Annotated in this window: 13 protein-coding genes; 9 read left to right on the top strand and 4 right to left on the bottom strand. The window is 72.6% G+C overall.

All coding sequences use genetic code 11. The annotated features are described in order from the left end of the window. The first annotated feature begins 18 nt into the window (after positions 1-18). The 6 genes from KHC27_RS16090 (at position 19) to trxA (ending at position 11,935) form a co-directional block, all read left to right on the top strand. Positions 19-2,628 carry a sensor histidine kinase gene (locus KHC27_RS16090; protein ID WP_246519999.1) on the top strand — a complete coding sequence of 870 codons (2,610 nt, stop codon included), beginning with the start codon at positions 19-21 and terminating at the stop codon, positions 2,626-2,628. 63 nt (positions 2,629-2,691) lie between these two features. Next, positions 2,692-4,245: a tRNA (adenosine(37)-N6)-threonylcarbamoyltransferase complex ATPase subunit type 1 TsaE gene (gene tsaE, locus KHC27_RS16085; RefSeq protein ID WP_213340402.1), complete on the top strand. Its 1,554-nt coding sequence runs from the start codon at positions 2,692-2,694 to the stop codon at positions 4,243-4,245. Beyond that, on the top strand, positions 4,242-4,961 hold the full coding sequence (locus tag KHC27_RS16080) for a nucleotidyltransferase family protein (protein ID WP_213340401.1): 720 nt from the start codon (positions 4,242-4,244) through the stop codon (positions 4,959-4,961). Before tsaE ends, KHC27_RS16080 begins: the two co-directional genes overlap by 4 nt. Positions 4,962-4,993: 32 nt before the next feature. After that, a complete protein-coding gene (gene addB / locus KHC27_RS16075; RefSeq protein ID WP_213340400.1) occupies positions 4,994-8,035 on the top strand; it encodes a double-strand break repair protein AddB in 3,042 nt (1,013 codons plus the stop codon). After that, positions 8,032-11,541, top strand: a complete 3,510-nt coding sequence (gene addA, locus KHC27_RS16070) for a double-strand break repair helicase AddA (protein WP_213340399.1) — start codon at positions 8,032-8,034, stop codon at positions 11,539-11,541. The genes addB and addA overlap by 4 nt, the downstream gene beginning before the upstream one ends. Positions 11,542-11,614: 73 nt before the next feature. After that, complete coding sequence (trxA, locus tag KHC27_RS16065) at positions 11,615-11,935, top strand: thioredoxin (protein ID WP_213340398.1); 321 nt, start codon at positions 11,615-11,617, stop codon at positions 11,933-11,935. Positions 11,936-12,052: 117 nt separating this feature from the next. On the opposite strand, the gene KHC27_RS16060 is transcribed toward trxA, so the two are convergent. The 3 genes from KHC27_RS16060 to tal form a co-directional block, all read right to left on the bottom strand. Beyond that, complete coding sequence (locus KHC27_RS16060) at positions 12,053-13,000, bottom strand: ring-cleaving dioxygenase (protein ID WP_213340397.1); 948 nt, start codon at positions 12,998-13,000, stop codon at positions 12,053-12,055. A 118-nt stretch (positions 13,001-13,118) separates the two neighbouring features. Continuing rightward, entirely contained in the window at positions 13,119-13,871 is a 753-nt protein-coding gene (locus tag KHC27_RS16055; RefSeq protein ID WP_213340396.1) for a sulfite exporter TauE/SafE family protein, read from the bottom strand. Positions 13,872-13,904: 33 nt separating this feature from the next. Further along, positions 13,905-14,876 carry a transaldolase gene (gene tal, locus KHC27_RS16050; RefSeq protein ID WP_213340395.1) on the bottom strand — a complete coding sequence of 324 codons (972 nt, stop codon included), beginning with the start codon at positions 14,874-14,876 and terminating at the stop codon, positions 13,905-13,907. A 224-nt stretch (positions 14,877-15,100) separates the two neighbouring features. Between tal and KHC27_RS16045 the strand changes: the two genes are divergently transcribed. The 3 genes from KHC27_RS16045 to KHC27_RS16035 are packed head-to-tail and all read left to right on the top strand — an operon-like array spanning position 15,101 to position 17,087. Beyond that, positions 15,101-15,934: a hypothetical protein gene (locus tag KHC27_RS16045; RefSeq protein WP_213340394.1), complete on the top strand. Its 834-nt coding sequence runs from the start codon at positions 15,101-15,103 to the stop codon at positions 15,932-15,934. Continuing rightward, a complete protein-coding gene (locus KHC27_RS16040) occupies positions 15,931-16,551 on the top strand; it encodes a chromate transporter (RefSeq protein ID WP_213340393.1) in 621 nt (206 codons plus the stop codon). The genes KHC27_RS16045 and KHC27_RS16040 overlap by 4 nt, the downstream gene beginning before the upstream one ends. Then, a complete protein-coding gene (locus tag KHC27_RS16035; protein ID WP_213340392.1) occupies positions 16,551-17,087 on the top strand; it encodes a chromate transporter in 537 nt (178 codons plus the stop codon). Before KHC27_RS16040 ends, KHC27_RS16035 begins: the two co-directional genes overlap by 1 nt. 8 nt (positions 17,088-17,095) lie before the next feature. Here KHC27_RS16035 and KHC27_RS21730 read toward each other — a convergent pair whose 3' ends face one another. Continuing rightward, positions 17,096-18,241 (bottom strand): retroviral-like aspartic protease family protein, encoded by a 1,146-nt coding sequence (locus KHC27_RS21730; RefSeq protein ID WP_246519998.1) that lies wholly within the window; start codon positions 18,239-18,241, stop codon positions 17,096-17,098. Positions 18,242-18,246: the final 5 nt, after the last annotated feature.

The following is an 18,246-nucleotide window of genomic DNA, read 5'->3' as shown; positions in this document are numbered from 1 at the left end:
ATGGAGCGAGCGGCCGGGTTGGACGCGCGGTTTGCAGCGCTCCGGGCACGGCGCGGGTGGCGGTCGCCGCTCGCGGCCCCGCTCGCCGGCCCGTCCCCGGACAACCTCTCTCAGAACCGCAGCGGCCACGACAGCCCTCCGGCGCGGACCGCCTCCTTCTTCCGCCGCACGGTCCTCGCCGGCGGCGCCGTCGCCGCCGCTCTTGGCGTTGGGGCGGGCCCGGCGGCCGCCGGACCGCTCGCCGAGGCCGCCCTGGCGCTCGGCCAGCTCGACCGCGGCGATATCACCGGCGTCGCGCTGCTGGTCGGCCTCATCGCCTTCGCCACCACCACCGCCATCGTCCATGTGCGCTACCGCGCCGCCAGCGCCCGCCGCGACAGCGAGGCGATGGCGGAGATTTCCCGGCTGGAGGCCCAGCTCGAGGAAAGCCGCGCCCTGATGCTGGCCGAGCCGCAGGTGATCGTGGTGTGGCGCGATCCCGCGGCCGAGCCCGAAATCCTCGGTAACGGCACCGCCTTCACCGGCTTCTCCGCCCCGCGACGGCTGCTCGCCTTCGGCGCCTGGCTCGGGCCGACCTCGGCGGCCGCGGTGGAGAAGGCGGTGGAGATGCTGCGCCGCCGCGGCGTCTCCTTCTCCCTCGCGCTCGTCACCCATGACGGCCGCCACATCGAGGCCGAGGGCCGCCCGGTGGGCAGCGCGGTCGTGCTGCGGCTGCGGGAGGTCACCGGGGCCCGGCAGGAACTCGCCCGCATCCGCGAGACCCAGCAGCGGGTGGAAGGCGAAGCCGCCATGCTGCGCGCGCTGCTCGGCCGTCTCGCCACCCCGGCCTGGCTGCGCGACCCGCAGGGCCGGCTGGTCTGGGCCAATGCCGCCTATGCCCATGCGGTGGAGGCCGCCGACCCCGCCGACGCGGTGAAGCGCGACCTGCCGCTGCTCGACCAGGCCGGCCGGCGCAGCGCCGCCGAGGCCGAGGCCAAGGCCGGCCATTTCGGCGCCCGTCTTCCGGTGGTGGTCGCCGGCACCCGCCGCGTGCTCGATCTGGTCGAGGTGGCGACGGGGGAAGGCTTCGCCGGGCTGACACTGGACGCCACCGAGGTCGAAACCGTGCGGGCCGACCTCGCCCACGTCATCAGCGCCCACCGCCGCACGCTGGACCAGCTTTCCACCGCCGTCGCCATCTTCGGCGGCGACCGCCGGCTGGTGTTCCACAACGCCGCCTATGCCCGGCTGTTCGACCTCGACCCCGGCTTCCTCGAGGACCGGCCGAGCGACAGCGCGGTGCTGGATCGGCTGCGCGCCAGCCGCCGCCTGCCCGAACAGGCCGACTTCCGTGCCTGGCGCGAGGAACTGCACAAGGCCTACCACGCCATCGAGCCGCGCGAGCACGCCTGGCACCTGCCGGGCGGGCGCACGCTGCGGGTCGTCACCGCCCCCAACCCCGAGGGCGGCGTCACCTATCTGTGCGACGAGGTGACCGAGCATCTCGCGCTGGAGAGCCGCTTCGCCGCCCTCTCCCGTCTCCAGACCGAGACGCTGGACGGCCTCGCCGAGGCGGTTGCGGTGTTCGGCTCGGACGGCCGGCTCGGCCTGCACAACCCCGCCTTCCTGCGGCTGTGGCGCTTCCCGCCGAGCGCGCTGGCCGACCGTCCCCATATCGACCGGGTGATGAAGCTCTGCGGCGCCGAGATGCTGCGGCCGGAACTGTGGCGCGGCCTGCGCGAGGCGGTGACCACCATGGAGAAGCGCACCCCGCTCGACGTGCGGATGGAGCGCCGCGACGGCGCGGTGCTGCACGGCTCCACCCAGCCGCTGCCGGACGGCGGCACCCTCATCACCTTCCGCGACGTGACCGACAGCGTGAAGGTGGAGCGCGCGCTGGTGGAGCGGAACGAAGCGCTGGAAGCCGCCGACTACCTCAAGAGCACCTTCGTCGGCCATGTCTCCTACGAGCTGCGCTCGCCGCTCACGACCATCATCGGCTTCGCCCAGCTTCTCGACGAGGACGCCACCGGACCGCTGACGGCCAAGCAGCGCGCCTATGTCAGCCACATCACCGAGTCGAGCGCGGCGCTGCTCGCCATCATCAACGACATTCTCGACCTCGCCACCATCGACGCCGGCACCATGGCGCTGGAACTCGGCGAGGTCGACATCCGCGCCACCATGGAGGCGGCGGCCGAGGGCGTGCGCGACCGGGTCGCCGAGGGCGAATTCCGGCTGGTGCTCGAGGTCGCCGAGCGCGCCGGCAGCTTCCTCGCCGATGGCCGCCGGGTGCGGCAGATCCTCTACAACCTGCTGTCCAACGCCGTCCGCTTCGCCCCCAACGGCAGCACCGTCACCCTCTCGGCCGAGCGCACCGCTTCGGCGGTCCGCTTCCAGGTCCGCGACGAGGGCCCGGGCATCGCCCCCGATCTCGCCGGCCGGGTGTTCGACCGTTTCGAAAGCCGCACCGTCGGCAGCCGCCAGCGGGGTGTCGGCCTCGGCCTGTCCATCGTACGCTCGCTGATGGAGCTGCATGGCGGGCTGGTGTCGATCGGCGCCGCGCCGGGCGGAGGCACGATCGTGACCTGCACATTCCCGCTCGACCGACGCACCGCGCCCGGCGCTTCGCCGCGGGCGGCGGAGTAGCCCATGGCCGAGACGCCCCCGCCCGCACCTCCCCGGCCCAGCGCCCCGCCGACCGAGGCCCCCATGACGTCCAGCACCTGGGACGTGGTCCTGCCCGACGAGAGCGCCACCGGCCGCCTTGCGATGGACCTCGCCATGATGCTCTCGCCGGGCGACATGGTGGCGCTGTCGGGCGACCTCGGCGCCGGCAAGACCACGCTGGCGCGGGCGCTGATCCGCGAGATCGCCGGCGATGCCCGGCTGGAGGTGCCGAGCCCGACCTTCACCCTGGTGCAGATGTACGACCTGCCGCGGGGCCGGCTGGTGCATGCCGATTTCTACCGCATCGAGAGCACGGACGAGATCGAGGAGATCGGCTGGTCGGAGATGGCGGACGGTGCTTTCGTGCTGGTGGAATGGCCGGACCGCGCCCGCGGCCTGCTGGAACCCGACCGGCTCGACATCAGCATTTCCATGGTGCCGGGGGCGGCCCCCACGGTGCGGCGCATGCGCCTCGTCGGCCATGGCCGGCTGGGCGTGGCGCTGGCGCGGATGCGGGCGACGCGCCGGCTCATCGACATGTCGAGCTTCGGCCCGGCCCGGCGGCGCCACCTGCAGGGCGACGCCTCCAGCCGGGCCTATGAACGCCTCACCCTCGGCGAGCGCACCGCCATCCTGATGAACGCGCCGCGCCAGCCGGACGGCCCCCCGGTGCGGGATGGCCGGCCCTACAGCGCCATCGCCCATCTCGCCGAGGACGTGACGCCCTTCGTGGCGCTGGCCCGCGGGCTGAAGCAGCGGGGGTTCTCCGCCCCCGCCATTCACGCCGCCGACCTGCAGGAAGGGCTGCTGGTGCTGGAGGATTTCGGCCTCGACGGGGTGGTGGAAGGCACGCCGCCGGCCCCCATCGTCGAGCGCTACGAGGCCGCGGTCGACGTGCTCGCCGCGCTGCACGCGCTCGACTTGCCGCACCGGCTGCCGGTCGGGCCGCGGGTGGACTACACCCTGCCGCGCTACGACCTCGAAGCCATGCTGATCGAGGTCGAGCTGCTGCTCGACTGGTACCGCCCGCATCGCGGCGCCCCGGCCCTGCCGGATGCCGCGCGCGCCCAGTTCCGCCGGCTGTGGACCGCCGCGCTGCAGGGATCGCTCGCCCAGAAGCCGGTCTGGGTGCTGCGCGACTACCACTCGCCCAACCTGATGTGGCTGCCCGCCCGCGAGGGGCTGGCCCGGGTCGGACTGCTGGATTTCCAGGACGCGCTGATGGGTCCGCCCGCCTATGATGTGGTGTCGCTCACCCAGGACGCCCGCATCGACGTGCCGGAAAAGCTGGAGCTGGAACTGCTCGCCCGCTATGTCGGCCGCCGCCGCAGCGAACCGGCCTTCTCGGTGCCGAGCTTCCTCGCCAGCTACGCCATCATGGGAGCGCAGCGTTCCAGCAAGATCCTCGGCATCTTCGCCCGGCTGAACCGGCGCGACGGCAAGCCGCATTACCTGCGCCACATCCCGCGCATCTGGCGCCATCTGGAGCGCAGCCTCGCCTTCCCCGATCTGGCGGAGCTGAAGGCGTGGTACGACATTCACGTTCCACCACCCCCGGCCGAGGCCGCTGCAGGCGGTGCGGTTCCGACCCGATGAGGCCGGTCCGAACCGCCATGGTGCTGGCCGCCGGGCTCGGCACCCGCATGCGCCCGCTCACCGACAGCCGGCCCAAGCCGCTGGTGGAGGTCGCCGGGCGGGCGCTGGTCGACCATGTGCTGGACCGGCTGGAAGAAGCCGGCATCGAGACCGCCATCGTCAATGTCCACCACCACGCCGAGATGCTGATCCGCCATCTCGCCCGCCGCCGGACGCCGCGCATCGTGATCTCGGACGAGCGCGACGCCCTGCTGGAGACCGGCGGCGGCGTGGTGCGGGCGCTGCCGCTGCTGGGGCACGAGCCCTTCCTCACCATCAATGCCGACACGATCTGGATCGAGGGCATCACCCCGAACCTGCCGGCGCTGGCGGAGGGGTTCGACCCCCTCTGCATGGACGCGCTGCTGCTCTGCGCCGCGACCGTCACCTCGATCGGCTATGACGGGCGCGGCGATTTCGTGATGGACGGCGAAGGCCGGCTGACCCCGCGCCCCGAGCGGGCGGTCGCCCCCTTCGTCTATGCCGGCGCGGCGCTGTGGCGGCCGGAGGTGTTCGCCGCCGCGCCGCAGGGCGCCTTCTCCCTCAACCGGCTGTTCCGCCGCGCCGCCGAGGCGGGACGGCTGTTCGGCCTGCGACTTGAGGGTGTATGGATGCATGTGGGCACGCCCGAGGCGATCGGGCAGGCCGAGGAAGCGATCCGCCGCTCGGTCGACTGACCCCGCGGCCGGCGAACAGCGAGGGACAGCCGATGCGACCGGACCTTCCCCGCGTGGGCACCATCCCGGCTTCCGTGCCCTTCCTCGACCGGCTGGCCGACGCGCTGCTCGATGGCGAGCTGGTGCACGGCTTCGCCCCGCGCCACGACCCGCTGGCGCTCGCCTCCGCCACCGTCTTCCTGCCGACCCGCCGCGCCGGGCGGCTGTTCGCCGATGCGCTGGTGCGGCGCGGCCCGGCCGGGGTGGCGCTGCTGCCGCGCATCGTGCCGCTGGGCGATGTCGACGAGGACACGCTGGCCTTTGCCGACGCCTTTCCCGATCCGCCCGAGCCGGTGCCGGAAACCACGCGCCGGCTCGCGCTCGCCCATCTGGTGCGACGCTGGCGGCTTGCCCTGCGGGCGGGCGACGACCGGGCGGCGGTCGCCTCCGGCCCGGGTGCCGAGATCGGGCTGGCCGACGCGCTGGCCGGGCTGATCGACGAGATGTCGGCGCAGGATGTCGACTGGGCCCGGCTCGACACGCTGGTGCCCGGCGAGCACGACGCCTATTGGGACGTCGCGCTCGACTTCCTCAAGATCGCGCGCACCGCCTGGCCCGCCCTGCTCGCCGCCATGGGGCGGGCCGATGCGGGGGCGCGGCGCGACCAATTGATCGACGCCGAAGCCGCCCGCCTCACCCGTCTGGGTGTCGCCGCCGGGCCGGTGATCGCGGCAGGCTCGACCGGCTCGATGCCGCGCACCGCACGGCTGCTGAACGCGGTGGCGCGGCTGCCCCTCGGCTGCCTGGTGCTGCCGGGGCTCGACACCGACCTCGACGATGCCGCCTGGGCCGCCCTCACCGACCCCGCCCACCCCTGCCCGAGCCACCCGCAATTCGGCCTCGCCGGGCTGCTGGCACGGCTCGGCATCACGCGCAGGGAGGTGGAGGTGCTGGCGCCACCGGCCGAACATGGACGCGCGTTGCTGCTCTCGGAAGCGCTGCGCCCGGCCGGCACCACCGAGGCCTGGGCCGGTCTCGAGAAAAAGACGGACATCGCCGCCGGCTTCGACGCGGCCCTTTCCGGCCTTACGGTGGTGGTGGCCGACGACGCCCGCGAGGAGGCCCTCGCCATTGCCATTGCCCTGCGCGAGGCGCTGGAAGCGCCGGGGCGCACGGCCGCGCTGGTGACGCCCGATCGAGACCTTGCGCGCCGGGTGGCGGCGGAACTGCTGCGCTTCGGGGTCGCCATCGACGATTCCGCCGGCGTGCCGCTCTCCGAGACACCGGCCGGCCGCTTCGCCCGGCTGGTGGCGGAAACCGCGCAGCAGAGGCTGGCGCCGGTGCCGCTCGCCGCGCTGCTGCGCCACCCGCTGGCCGGGTTCGGCACCGCCCGCGAGGCCCATGCCGCCGCCGCCGACGCGCTGGAACTGATGGTGCTGCGCGGGCCACGGCCGGCAACCGGCTCGGCCGGCCTGCTCGCCGCGACACGCGGCTTCGCCCCGGAGGCCTTCCACCGCAGCGACGTGCGGGCGAGCCTGCCCCGGGCGGCGCAGGAGGCTGCGCTGGGCCTCGCCGAGCGCATTGCCGCCGCCTTCGGGCCGCTGGAGGCCCTGGCCGGACCGGAGCGCCCCTTCGCCGAACTGGTCGCCGCGCACCGGGCCACCCTCCTCGCCGTGGCCGGGGTGCCGGAGGCGGTCGCGCCGCTGGACGACGCCTTCGCCGCTCTCGCCGATGGCGCGGAATGGGCGGCGCCGATGAGCCTGTTCGACTACGCGGAGGCGCTGCCGAAGCTGCTCGCCGCGATCCCGGTGCGGGCGCCGCTCGCCGCGGCACGGCTGCGCATCCTGGGGCCGCTGGAGGCCCGGCTGGTGGCGGTGGACCGCGTGGTGCTGGCGGGGCTGGTGGAGGATGGCTGGCCCGCGGCGGTGCGCACCGATCCCTGGCTCAGCCGGCCGATGCGCGCGGCGCTGGGGCTCGACGCCCCGGAGCGGCGCATCGGCCTTGCCGCCCACGACTTCGCCCAGCTCTGCGGCGCCCGCGAGGTGATCCTCAGCCGGGCCGGCAAGCTCGGCGGGGCGCCGACCGTGCCCTCGCGCTTCCTCCAGCGGCTCGCCGCCGTGGCCGGGGAACGGCGCTGGTCCGCGGCGGTGGCGCGCGGGGACCGGCTGCGCCGGCTGGCCGGCCGGCTCGACACCGCGCCGCGCCTTCCCGCCATCGAGCGTCCGGCGCCGAAGCCGCCGGTGGAGCTGCGCCCGACACGGCTCAGCGTCACCGAGATCGAGACCTGGCTGCGCGACCCCTATTCGATCTATGCCCGCCACGTCCTCGGCCTGCGCCCGCTCGACCGGCTGGACGAGGAGCCGGGCGGGGCCGAACGCGGCAATGCGGTGCACCAGGCGCTCGGCACCTTCGCCGCGGCCTATCCCGAGGCGCTGCCCGAGGCGGCCGAGGTCCTTCTCGCGCAGATGGGGCGGGCGGCCTTCGCCGACCTCGCCATCTATCCCGCCGAGCACGCGGTATGGTGGGCCCGGTTCGAGCGGCTGATCCCGCGCTTCATCGCCTGGGAGCGCGAGCGGCGCGCGGACCGGCCAAGGATCGTCGCGGAAACCGCCGGCCGGATCGAACTGGCCGGCACGCGCGGGCCCTTCACCCTCACCGGGCGGGCCGACCGGATCGAGATCGGGCGCGGCGGCTCGCTCGCCATCCTCGACTTCAAGACCGGCACGGTACCCACCGCCCGCCAGACCCACGCCAGCTACTCCCCGCAGCTCCCGCTGGAGGCCGCCATGGCGAAGGCCAACGGCTTCCGCAACGTGCCGCCCTGGCCGGCGAGCGAGCTGGTCTATGTCAAGCTCGGCGCCGGCGCGGTGCCGCTGGAGGCGAAAAGCGCGGTGGACGCGCGCGAGGGCCTCGGCGCCGCCGCGCTCGCCGAGCAGGCGCTGGAGCGGCTCAGGGAGCTGGTGCTGGCCTTCGAGAACGAGGCGCAGGGCTATCTCGCGCTGCGCCGGCCGATGTTCCGCAACCGCTTCGGCGACTACGATCATCTCGCCCGGGTCAAGGAATGGTCGGTCAGCGGGGAGGCTGCGGCGGAATGAACGAAACGGTCCGCGGCTCGCTCGACACCGCCCCTGCCCGCGCCGCCACCGCGCTGCAGACCACGGCATCCGACCCGGCGCTGTCGGCCTGGGTCGCGGCCAATGCCGGCTCCGGCAAGACCCACGTGCTCGCCCGCCGGGTGATAAGGTTGCTGCTGCGGGAGGTCGCGCCCTCGCGCATCCTCTGCCTCACCTACACCAAGGCGGCCGCCGCCAACATGTCGATCCGCGTGCTCAACGAACTGCGGGAGTGGGTGAGCCTGGACGACGGGGCGCTCGACGCCCGCATTGCGGCGGCCGACGGGATCGACGGCCGGGAGCCGGCAGCCGCGCGCCGCGCACGCGCCCGCCGGCTGTTCGCCGCCGCGCTGGAAACGCCGGGCGGCCTCAAGATCCAGACCATCCACGCCTTCTGCAGCGCGCTGCTGCACCGCTTTCCGTTCGAGGCCGGAGTTCCGGCGGGATTCAGCGATCTCGACGAATCCGCCCGGGCCGAGCTGCTGGCCCGGGTACGCGAGGAGGTTGTGCTGGAAGCCGCCGGCACACCGGACGGCCCGCTCGGGCGCGCGCTGGCGACGCTGCTCGGCTTCGTGTCCGACGGCACGCTGCCGGCGCTCATCGGTGAGCTGATCGACCAGCCGGCCGCACTGGACGCCGACGCCGCGGACATCGCCGCTGCGGTGGGGTGCCCGCCGGGGGTGGACGTTGCCGGCGTGGAGCATGCCATCCTCAATGGAACGCTGCTGCCACGCGGCGCATGGCTGGGGCTGGGTCAGGCGCTGCTGACGGAGGGCGGCAACTGCGCCAAGCGCGGCAGCGCGCTGCTGGAAGCCGCCGCCGCGCCGCTGGAAGGGGCCGCCGATCTCTATATCGGGGTGTTCTTCAAGGAGAATGGCGAGCCCTATGGCGACAGCCAGTTCGGCCGCAAGGAGATCGTGCAGGCGCGCTACAGCCAGCTTCTCGCCGAGCGCGACCGGCTGGTGCCGCTGGTGCGCGACCTGTTCGCCGCCCGCGCCGCCGAGCGCAGCCTCGCCGCGCTGGTGCTCGCCCGCGAGGCCCGCTGCCGCTACGAGCGGGAAAAACGCGCCCGGGGCACGCTGGACTTCGCCGACATGATCAGCTTCGCGCGGCGGCTGCTCGGCTCGGGAGCCTCGGCCTGGGTCCACTACAAGCTCGATCAGGGCATCGACCATGTGCTGCTGGACGAGGCGCAGGACACCAGCCCCGAGCAGTGGGAGGTGATCCGGCCGCTGGTGGCGGAGTTCTTCGCCGGGGAAGGCGCCAGCACCCGGGGGCGCAGCCTCTTCGTCGTCGGCGACGAGAAGCAGTCGATCTTTTCGTTCCAGGGCGCCGATCCACGGCGGTTCGACTCGATGCGCGGCGAATTCGCCCGGCTGGTGCCGGCGGGCAGCTTTGCGGAGGTGAAGCTGCAGCACTCCTTCCGTTCCGCCCCTGGCATCCTGCAGGCGGTCGACACCGTGTTCCGCCGCGAGGAGGCCTTTCAGGGGCTCAACGCCACGCCGGAGCCGACCCACCACCAGCCGATCCATGTCGCACTGCCCGCTCTCGTCGAGATCTGGGAGCCCGAACAGCCCGGGGAGAGCGTGGACGTGAACGCCTGGGCCCGTCCGCTCGACGCCCCGGCGGAAGACGACCCGGTGAGCCGGCTCGCCCGCCACATCGCGGGCCATGTCGCCGCCCGCATCGCCGCGCGCTTTCCCGTCGCGCTGCGCAAGGAGACCCGACCGATACGGCCGGGCGACGTGCTGGTGCTGGTGCGCCGGCGGGGGGCGATCTTCGAATCGGTGATCCGGGAGCTGAAGCAGCGCGGCGTGCCGGTGGCCGGGGCCGACCGCCTCGTCGTCGCCCAGCACATCGCGGTCATGGACCTGATGGCGCTGGGCGACGCGCTGATTGCCCCGGACGACGAACTGGCGCTCGCCTGCGCGCTGAAGAGCCCGCTGTTCGGCTTCGACGACCATGACCTGATGAAGCTGGCGCCCGGCCGCACCCGGCGGCTGGAGGCGGAGCTGCGGGCCCGCGCCGACGCCGACCCGAAATGGGCCGCCGCCGCCGCCGCGCTCGACCGGCTGCGGCCGGAGGCGCTGAGCCTGCGCCCGTTCGACTTCTACACCCGTGTGCTCGGCCGCGAACGCGGCCGGGCCCGCATGCTGGCCCGGCTGGGACCGGAGGCGGCCGACGCGCTGGACGAGATGCTGACCCTCGCGCGGAACTATGAGAGCGTCGAGACCCCCTCGCTCGCCGGCTTCCTCGCCTTCCTGCGCCGCGCCGGCACCGAGGCCAAGCGCGACATGGAGGCCGGCCGCGACGAGGTGCGGGTGATGACCGTCCACGGCGCCAAGGGTCTGGAAGCGCCCTATGTCATCCTCGCCGACACGACCACCGGCCCGCGCAGCGGCTCGGAGTCCGGCCTGCTGCGCAGCCAGACCGCCGATGGCCGGCCCCTGCTGCTGCTCGCCGGGGCCAAGCGGAACGACACCCCCGCCATCGCCGAAGCGCGCCGGCGCAACGAGGCCGCGGCGATGGACGAGTACCGGCGGCTGCTCTACGTCGCGCTGACGCGCGCCGAAACCACGCTGGTGGTGGCCGGCGCCGACGGCAAGAAGGCACGCCCGGCCGAGTGCTGGTACAATCTCGTGCGCGCCGCGCTGGAACCCGAGTCCGTGCCGGCCCCCGCCACCGGCTTCGAGGGAACGGTGCTGCGCTGGCCGGCCGGTCTCCCGCCGCCGCCCGCCGCCGCTCCGCCCTCCGCTTCCGCCAGCCCCATGGTGGGCGATGACGACGAGGCCGTGCTGGCGCGGCTGCTGCGGCCCATCGACGACGGCGGCCCCCCGCCGCCCGCGCGCCCGGCGGAAGCGGTGACCGGCGACATAAGTGCCGCAACGGGCGTGCCTCCCGCCGGGGCCGGCACCGGAGCGCTCGCGCCCTCCCGCGCCGGCGCGGCCGGAACACTCGACGACACCCGCAGCGCGGCGCGGGCGGCGGCGCTGATGCGCGGCGACCTCGTGCACCGGCTGCTCGCCGGCCTCGCCGGACTGCCGGAGGACGAGCGCGCCGCCGCCGGCCGCCGGCTGCTCGACGGCGAAGCCGCGGGCTGGAGTGCGACGCAGCGCGAGGAGGTGCTCGCCACCGCCCTCGCCACACTGGCCCTCACGGAACTGGCGCCGCTGTTCGGCCCCGGCAGCCGGGCGGAGGTGCCGCTCGCCGGCGAGATCGCGCCCGGGCAGGCGGTGAGCGGGCGAATCGACCGGCTCGCGGTGCTGCCCGATCGCGTGCTGATCGCCGACTTCAAGACCGATGCGCAGGCCCCCGCCCGCCCGCCGGTCCACCATATCGCGCAGGTCGGGCTGTATGCCCGGCTGCTGGAGCGGCTCTATCCCGGCCGCGCCGTGGAGGCCGTTCTGGTCTACACCGCCGGTCCTGCTGTTCATCTCGTTGGCAGAATGGAACGAAATGCCGCCGTGGACGGCGTCACGTCGGCGTGACGCATCCTTGACGCAAGCGGGGGCGGGTTCTTACGTTGCATCCAACTTGTTCTGTTTCCTGAAAGGTCACGCCATGAGCGTCGAGAAAGTGTCGGATCACTCGTTCGAGGCCGACGTCATCAATTCCTCCCAGCCGGTGCTGGTCGATTTCTGGGCCGAGTGGTGCGGCCCGTGCCGCATGGTGGCCCCGGTCCTCGACGAGGTCGCCGGCGAACTCGCCAGCAAGGTCAAGATCGTGAAGCTGAACGTCGACGAGAACCCGGAGACGGCTTCCAAGTTCGGCATCATGTCGATCCCGACCCTCCTGCTGTTCAAGGACGGCAAGATCGCGTCGCGTCAGGTCGGCGCGGCCCCCAAGGCCAAGCTGATCAGCTGGATCAACAGCGCGGTCTGATGCTGCCGGCATGAACGACAAAGCCCCGGGGCGGCGACGCCCCGGGGCTTTTCGTTGTGAGCCGGATGTTCGTTCGTGAGCCGGAACCGCGGGGCACTCCCGCCGCTCCGGGCGCCGTCACGCCGTCGGCAGCGGCACCAGACCCGCCTCGATCTGCACCCGGCGCGGCTCGAGGAAGGGCGGCAGCGCCAGCGTCTCGCCCAGCGCCGCGGCCGGCTCGTCCTGGGCGAAACCCGGCCCGTCGGTGGCGATCTCGAACAGGATGCCGTTCGGCTCGCGGAAATAGAGGCTGCGGAAGTAGAAGCGGTCGACCGGACCGCTCGACGGCACCCGGAGCTGGCGCAGACGCTCGTTCCACGCGGCGTACTCGGTCTCGTCCGGCGTGCGGAACGCGACATGGTGCACCGCCCCGGCGCCCTGCCGGGCCTGCGGCAGATGCGGCTCCACCGCGACGTGGAGCTCGGCCCCCGCGCCGCCCGCACCCATCTCGAACACATGCACCGTCGAGCCGGCGAGGGTGTAGTCCCGCACCTTGCGCATCTCCATGACGCGGGTGAGCACCAGCTCGGTCATTTCAAGGGCGGGTACGCTCATGATGATGGGGCCGAGGCCGCGGATCTGCCGCTCCGCCGGCACCGGGCTGCGGTCCCACGGATGAGCCTCGCCCTGCCCGCCATCGTCGACCAGAGCGAGGCGCTGGCCCTCCGGGTCCTCGAAATCGAGGGTGAGGCGGCCGTCGCGCTCCACGACCCCGTCATGGGCGACGCCGTGCGCGGTGAGCCGCTCGGCCCACCAGTCCAGCGTTTCCCGGCCGGAGACGCGCAGCAGCGTGCGGATCACCGCATTGGTGCCACGGCGCTCGGGGCCGACGCGCCAGTCGAAGAAGGTGAGGTCGGTGCCGGGCGAGGCCTCGGCATCGGCGTAGAACAGGTGATAGGCGGAAACGTCGTCCTGGTTCACCGTCTTCTTGACCAGCCGCATGCCGAGGGTGCGGGTGTAGAAGGCGTGATTGGCGCGGGCGTCCGCGGTGACCGCGGTGAGATGATGGATGCCGGTGAGTTGCATGGTGTCCTCCTGGACCCACACATAGGCCGGGCGGCGGCGCGGGGCGATGGCGCGGCTGCAAGACCGGTTTTGCCGGACGGGAAGAAGCCGGCGCAGCCCCCGCGCCGGACCACCGCGCTCAGAGCAGGGCCGACAGGCCGTCCCACACGATTTTCACCGACAGCACGAACAGCGCCAGCATCACCGCCCGGTAGAACAGCTTTTCCGGGATGACCCGGGTCACCCGCACGCCGAGGAAGGTCGCGGCCACCGCCACCGGCAGCAGCAGCGCCGCGGTCTTCAGGTTGCCGGCGCCGAGCTGGCCCAAAGCCCAGTAGGGCGGCACCTTCATCCAGTTGATCGCGGCGAACAGCAGGGTGGAGGTGCCGGCATAGACCATCTTCGGCAGCCGCTGCGGCACCACATACATCTGGTAGGGCGGCGCGCCGGCATGGGTGACGAAGCTGGTGAAGCCGGTGACGGCCCCCCAGAACAGGCCGCGGGGCAGGTCCGCCGGGCGGGCCGGGGCATCCGCGCCCCCGAGCCACCGCACCAGGCAGAAGGCGAGGCCAATGGTGCCCACCGTCAGCATGACCGCCGGCTCCGACACCACCGCCGCGCTGGCCCAGCCCACGGCGATGCCGACCGCCGCGCTCGGCGCGAGAATGGCGAGGTTGCGCCCGGAGAATTCACGCCGGTACGCCACCACGCCGAACAGGTCCGAGACGACATAGACCGGCAGCAGCATCCCCGCCGCCGCAATGGGATGCATGACCAATGCCATGATCGGCACGGCGAGCATGCCGACCATCGGCACGCCGCCCTTGCCCATGCCGACGGTGAAGGCCGCCGGCACGGCGGCCAGCCAGAACGCGAACGCGGGATCGATCATGGCGGAGCCGGCGCGCGCAGGCGCCGGGTGTCCTCAGGCGACGGCCGCGCCCTCCAGCCGCTTGCCGACCAGCGCGCGCAGGCTGCGCAGGTCGCGCACGAACTGGCGGATGCCCTCCGAGAGCTTCTCGGTCGCCATCGGGTCCTCGTTCATGGCGAAGCGGAAGGCCTTCTCGTCGAGCACGATGCGCTCGGGCGCGCCGTCGATTCCGGTGGGATCGAGCCGGCGCGGCAGCTCGCCTTCGTCGGCGGCAAGCTGGTCGAGCAGCGCCGGACCGATGGTGAGGCGATCGCAACCCGCCAGCGCCTCGATCTCGCCGGTGTTGCGGAAGGAGGCGCCCATCACCACGGTGGAGATGTCGTGGCGCTTGTAATAGGCGTAGATCTGCCGCACCGACACCACGCCGGGGTCGGTCTCGGCCTCGAACGGGCCTTCGCCCGCCTTGACGTGCCAGTCGAGAATACGGCCGACGAAGGGCGAGATCAGGAAGGCGCCGGCATCGGCGCAGGCCACCGCCTGCGGCAGGGCGAACAGCAGGGTGAGGTTGCAGTCGATGCCCTCGCGCTGCAGCACCTCGGCGGCCTGGATGCCTTCCCAGGTGGAGGCGATCTTGATGAGGATCTTCTCGCGGCCGATGCCGCGCTCCTCATAGGCCCTGATGTAGTGGCGGGCCTTGTCCAGCGTCGCGGCGGTGTCGAAGGAGAGGTCGGCGTCGACCTCGGTGGAGACGCGGCCGGGCACGATGCCGGCGAGGGTGGCGCCGAAATTCACCGCCAGCCGGTCGCAGGTCGCCTTCACCGCCGCCTCGTGGCTGCCGCCGAGTTTCTGGCCCCAGCCGATCGCCTCGTCCACCAGATCGGCATAGGCCGGCATCTCCGCGGCCTTGAGCAGCAGCGTCGGATTGGTGGTGCAGTCCTGCGGCTTCAGACGACGGACGGCCTCGATGTCGCCGGTGTCGGCGACGACGACGGTCATGGCGCGGAGCTGGTCGAGCTTCGAGGGCATGGGCAATCTTTCTCAGCAATATGGACAGGAAACCGCGCCCGCCGCGGCCTTCCAGGGATATAGTGACGCACATCGTTGGATCACAGATGACGGGTCGGTATCAAGCCCGCGCGAAAGCCGGCGCCCGCCGCTGCGTCAGCGCCCAGAACGCCCTTGAGCGCGCCGCGGCTTCGGCGTAAGCCTTTGCTATAGGCTGCTTTCTCCGCTCGGCCCCGAGGCGTCGCATGGACGACATTCATTACCTTGAGTACAAGATCCTCCTTCGGGCGGAACGGTTCTTCGATCCCCATCAGTTCGAGGTCTACTGGAAGAAGATCACGCATATCGCGTCCGATCTCGGCGTGGGGGTGGTGACCAACAGGGACGCCTTCAAGCGGCATGTGCGCGAGGTGCTGTTTTACGACACCCCGGACTATCAGCTCTATCGCAACGCCTTCATCCTGCGGCGGCGCACCTTCTACACCGATGGCTGGCCGGACCCGGCGCATGAGCTGACCTTCAAGTTCCGCCATCAGGACCTCGCCACCGCGGCGGCCATCGACGTCACGCCCCATCTGAGCGGCAAGGCCGAGATCAAGTTCAAGGAAGAGCTGCTGCCGCTGCGGACCGGGCTTGGCGGCATGCGCTCGCTGTTTTCGCACAACTGCGTGCTGCTCACCCCCGGACTGGTGCTCGACGAGGGGCTGGACCGGGTCGTGGGCGTGTTCCCCGCCCTTTCCCAGGTCTGCGCGATCCACCAGCCGGTGTCGCTGGTCAACAACCTCGCGGTCGAGGAAGTCGAGGTGAATGTCGGCCATTTCGACTTCGGACACGGCATGGAAGCGAAGGCCACCATCGCGGTGTGGCGCGACCGCAAGACCGAGACGTCGCTGGTCGGCGAATTCGCCTTCCAGGCGAAGTTCGACCGCTACGACGAGCTCCACAAGAAGTCCAAGCACCGGGCCGAGCATTTCTTCATCGAACTGCAGAACCAGGCCCCGGAATGGGTGCAGCTCGGCACCACCAAGACCGCCCTGGTCTACGGCTTCGGCCGCACCGAAACGGTCGGCCAGGAATGAGCGCCCCCGCCAGCGAGGCCGAGGCGCCGCCCGCCGCCCGGCCCGGGCAGGTCACGCTGGCGGAGATCTTCCTCACCTTCCTCCTCATCGGCGCCACCAGCTTCGGCGGCGGCGTGGTGGCCTATCTGCGCAACACGCTGGTGCTGCAGAAGGGCTGGCTCGACGAAGAGCGCTTCCTCTCGGCGCTGGAAATCGCCCAGGCCTTGCCGGGCCTGAACGCCACCAACATGAGCGTCATCGTCGGCGACCGGCTGCGCGGCCCGGTCGGGGCGCTGGTCGCGCTGCTCGGCATGACCCTGCCCGGGGCGACGCTGGTGATGGCGCTGGGTGTCGCCTATGCCTCCAACGCGTCCAACCCCCATGTCAATGCGGCGCTGGTGGGCGTCGGCGCCGCGGCGACCGGCATGCTGGCGGCGGTGACCCTGCAGATCGGACGCAAGCAGCTCGGCACGGTCGCCGACGTCGCCATCATCGCGGTGACGGTGGTGCTGGTGAGCGTGCTGCACGTCTCGCTGATCTGGGTGCTGCTCACGGTCGGGCCCATCGCCGTGCTGCTCTACCGCCCCAACACGCCGCCGGTGCCCGACCGGCCCGAACCCCACCACGGGAGCCTGTGATGGACCAGGGCGGCAGCAACCTGCAGGTGCTCGGCGTCTTCGCCCTGCTCTCCGTGCTCGCGGTGGGCGGCGGGGCGGCGGTGATCCCCGAGACCAAGGCGCTGGTGATCGACCAGCACCACTGGCTGACCGACGACCAGTTCCGCGACATATACGGCCTCGGCCAGGTGGTGCCGGGCCCGAACATGCTGATGGTGATGGTGATCGGCTATCACGTCACTGGCTTCATGGGCGCGCTGCTGGCCTATCTCGGCTTCTTCCTGCCGGCGAGCCTCATCTCGTGGCTGGCGTCGCGGGTCTGGGATCATTTCGAGGGCTCGCCGTGGCGCGCCTCGCTCCAGCGCGGGCTGGCGCCCCTTGTGGTCGGGCTCATGGCGGCCGGCGCCATCTCCATCGCGAAGACCGCGATCGACGGCGCCGAGACCGTGCTGATCGCCATCGCGGTGTTCCTCGGCGTGTATTTCGTCAAGAAGGTCAACCCCGCCATCCTCGTGCTGAGCGGCGGGGCGGTCGGGGTGGCGCTCGGCCTGCACTGACGCTGCTCTCACGGCTCGCGCGCGCGGAATCCGGCGTAGCCGCCCTCCGCGTCGTACAGCACGTCGAAGCCGTTCAGCAGGTGGAAGCTGGTGTTGACGAACACCCTGTCCGCCGCGACCCGCAGGTGCACGGCCTCCGGCGCGAGCGGAGAGGCCCCCCCGACCGCGAAGGAATACAGGTCGAAACCACCGCTCCCACCGGCCGGCGCGCCGGCAGCGCTCCGGGCCGGCGCCACCCGTACCGCGACCTCGGTGCCGGCCGGCAGAACCGGTCGGCCCTCCCCGTCGAGCACCGCGCCCGCCTGCGCCGCCGGAAGGGTGAGGAACATCGCCCCCACGCCGGTGTCGACCAGCAGCGTGCCGCAGGCCGGCGGCGTGCGGCCATCGACGCTCAGGCAGGCCGGCGTTCCCGCCCAGTCCGCGCCATCCTCCTGCCGGGCGAGCCTGGCAAAGGCGAAGCCGCGGGCCGACGCCGCGGTCAACCCGACTTCCACCCCCCGGGCGGTGAGGATGAAGCCCCGCCGCCAGCGGCGGCCATCCGCCGCCAGGCGCAGCAGCGGGTTCTTCTCGGGTGTGCCCTGCGCCTGCGCGTCCTTCTCGCGTCCATAGCCGACGCCGACCATGGCGATGTCGCGCGGATCGGCGCTCGGCCTGCAGTCCCGCGCGGCGTGGAGGCAGCGCACCTCCTCCACCGCCAGCACCGGCATGGGGTCCGTGGTCACGCTCGCCCCATCGGCGCCGGACAGCGTCACCGGGGTGACGACCCAATGGCCAAGCATCACCCGGCCCGAACTCGTATAGGTGACACGGCCGGGAGCCTGCACCGGCAGCCGGTCGAGGTCCGGCAGCAGGCGGGCCGCCACCACGATGCCGGTCGAGCCCGAATCCAGCACCGCGCGCAGCGGGCGCCCGCCGAAGGAGAGGCCGATGCGCGGTGGCGCCGAAAGCCCGCCGTCGCCACCTCCGAGAAAGCCGAGAAAGGCGCGGCCGTCATAGCCGGAATAGTCCGGCCCCTGGGTGGGGCCGGATGGCGGCGCCGCATCCCCGGCCGGCGCCGGCGCCGGCAGGGCCACGACCGGCAGGGCGAGCGCGAGCACCGTGGCCAGCCTCCGCCACGCCCGCACCCCGCACCGCCGCGCCAACACCGGAGCCATCGCCC

This window comes from Ancylobacter lacus (assembly GCF_018390635.1).
GTDB classification, from domain to species: Bacteria; Pseudomonadota; Alphaproteobacteria; order Rhizobiales; family Xanthobacteraceae; genus Ancylobacter; species Ancylobacter lacus.
This window is presented reverse-complemented; position numbering and strand designations above follow the sequence as displayed.

What these genes read in the sequence shown, in the direction of transcription:
- tal (WP_213340395.1), bottom strand. Translation starts at nt 14,876, where the DNA reads ATGCCCTCGAAGCTCGACCAGCTCCGCGCCATGACCGTCGTCGTCGCC.
- addB (WP_213340400.1), top strand. Translation starts at nt 4,994, where the DNA reads ATGCGACCGGACCTTCCCCGCGTGGGCACCATCCCGGCTTCCGTGCCC.
- KHC27_RS16055 (WP_213340396.1), bottom strand. Translation starts at nt 13,871, where the DNA reads ATGATCGATCCCGCGTTCGCGTTCTGGCTGGCCGCCGTGCCGGCGGCC.
- KHC27_RS16060 (WP_213340397.1), bottom strand. Translation starts at nt 13,000, where the DNA reads ATGCAACTCACCGGCATCCATCATCTCACCGCGGTCACCGCGGACGCC.
- trxA (WP_213340398.1), top strand. Translation starts at nt 11,615, where the DNA reads ATGAGCGTCGAGAAAGTGTCGGATCACTCGTTCGAGGCCGACGTCATC.
- addA (WP_213340399.1), top strand. Translation starts at nt 8,032, where the DNA reads ATGAACGAAACGGTCCGCGGCTCGCTCGACACCGCCCCTGCCCGCGCC.
- KHC27_RS16080 (WP_213340401.1), top strand. Translation starts at nt 4,242, where the DNA reads ATGAGGCCGGTCCGAACCGCCATGGTGCTGGCCGCCGGGCTCGGCACC.
- KHC27_RS16040 (WP_213340393.1), top strand. Translation starts at nt 15,931, where the DNA reads ATGAGCGCCCCCGCCAGCGAGGCCGAGGCGCCGCCCGCCGCCCGGCCC.
- KHC27_RS16045 (WP_213340394.1), top strand. Translation starts at nt 15,101, where the DNA reads ATGGACGACATTCATTACCTTGAGTACAAGATCCTCCTTCGGGCGGAA.
- KHC27_RS21730 (WP_246519998.1), bottom strand. Translation starts at nt 18,241, where the DNA reads ATGGCTCCGGTGTTGGCGCGGCGGTGCGGGGTGCGGGCGTGGCGGAGG.
- tsaE (WP_213340402.1), top strand. Translation starts at nt 2,692, where the DNA reads ATGACGTCCAGCACCTGGGACGTGGTCCTGCCCGACGAGAGCGCCACC.
- KHC27_RS16035 (WP_213340392.1), top strand. Translation starts at nt 16,551, where the DNA reads ATGGACCAGGGCGGCAGCAACCTGCAGGTGCTCGGCGTCTTCGCCCTG.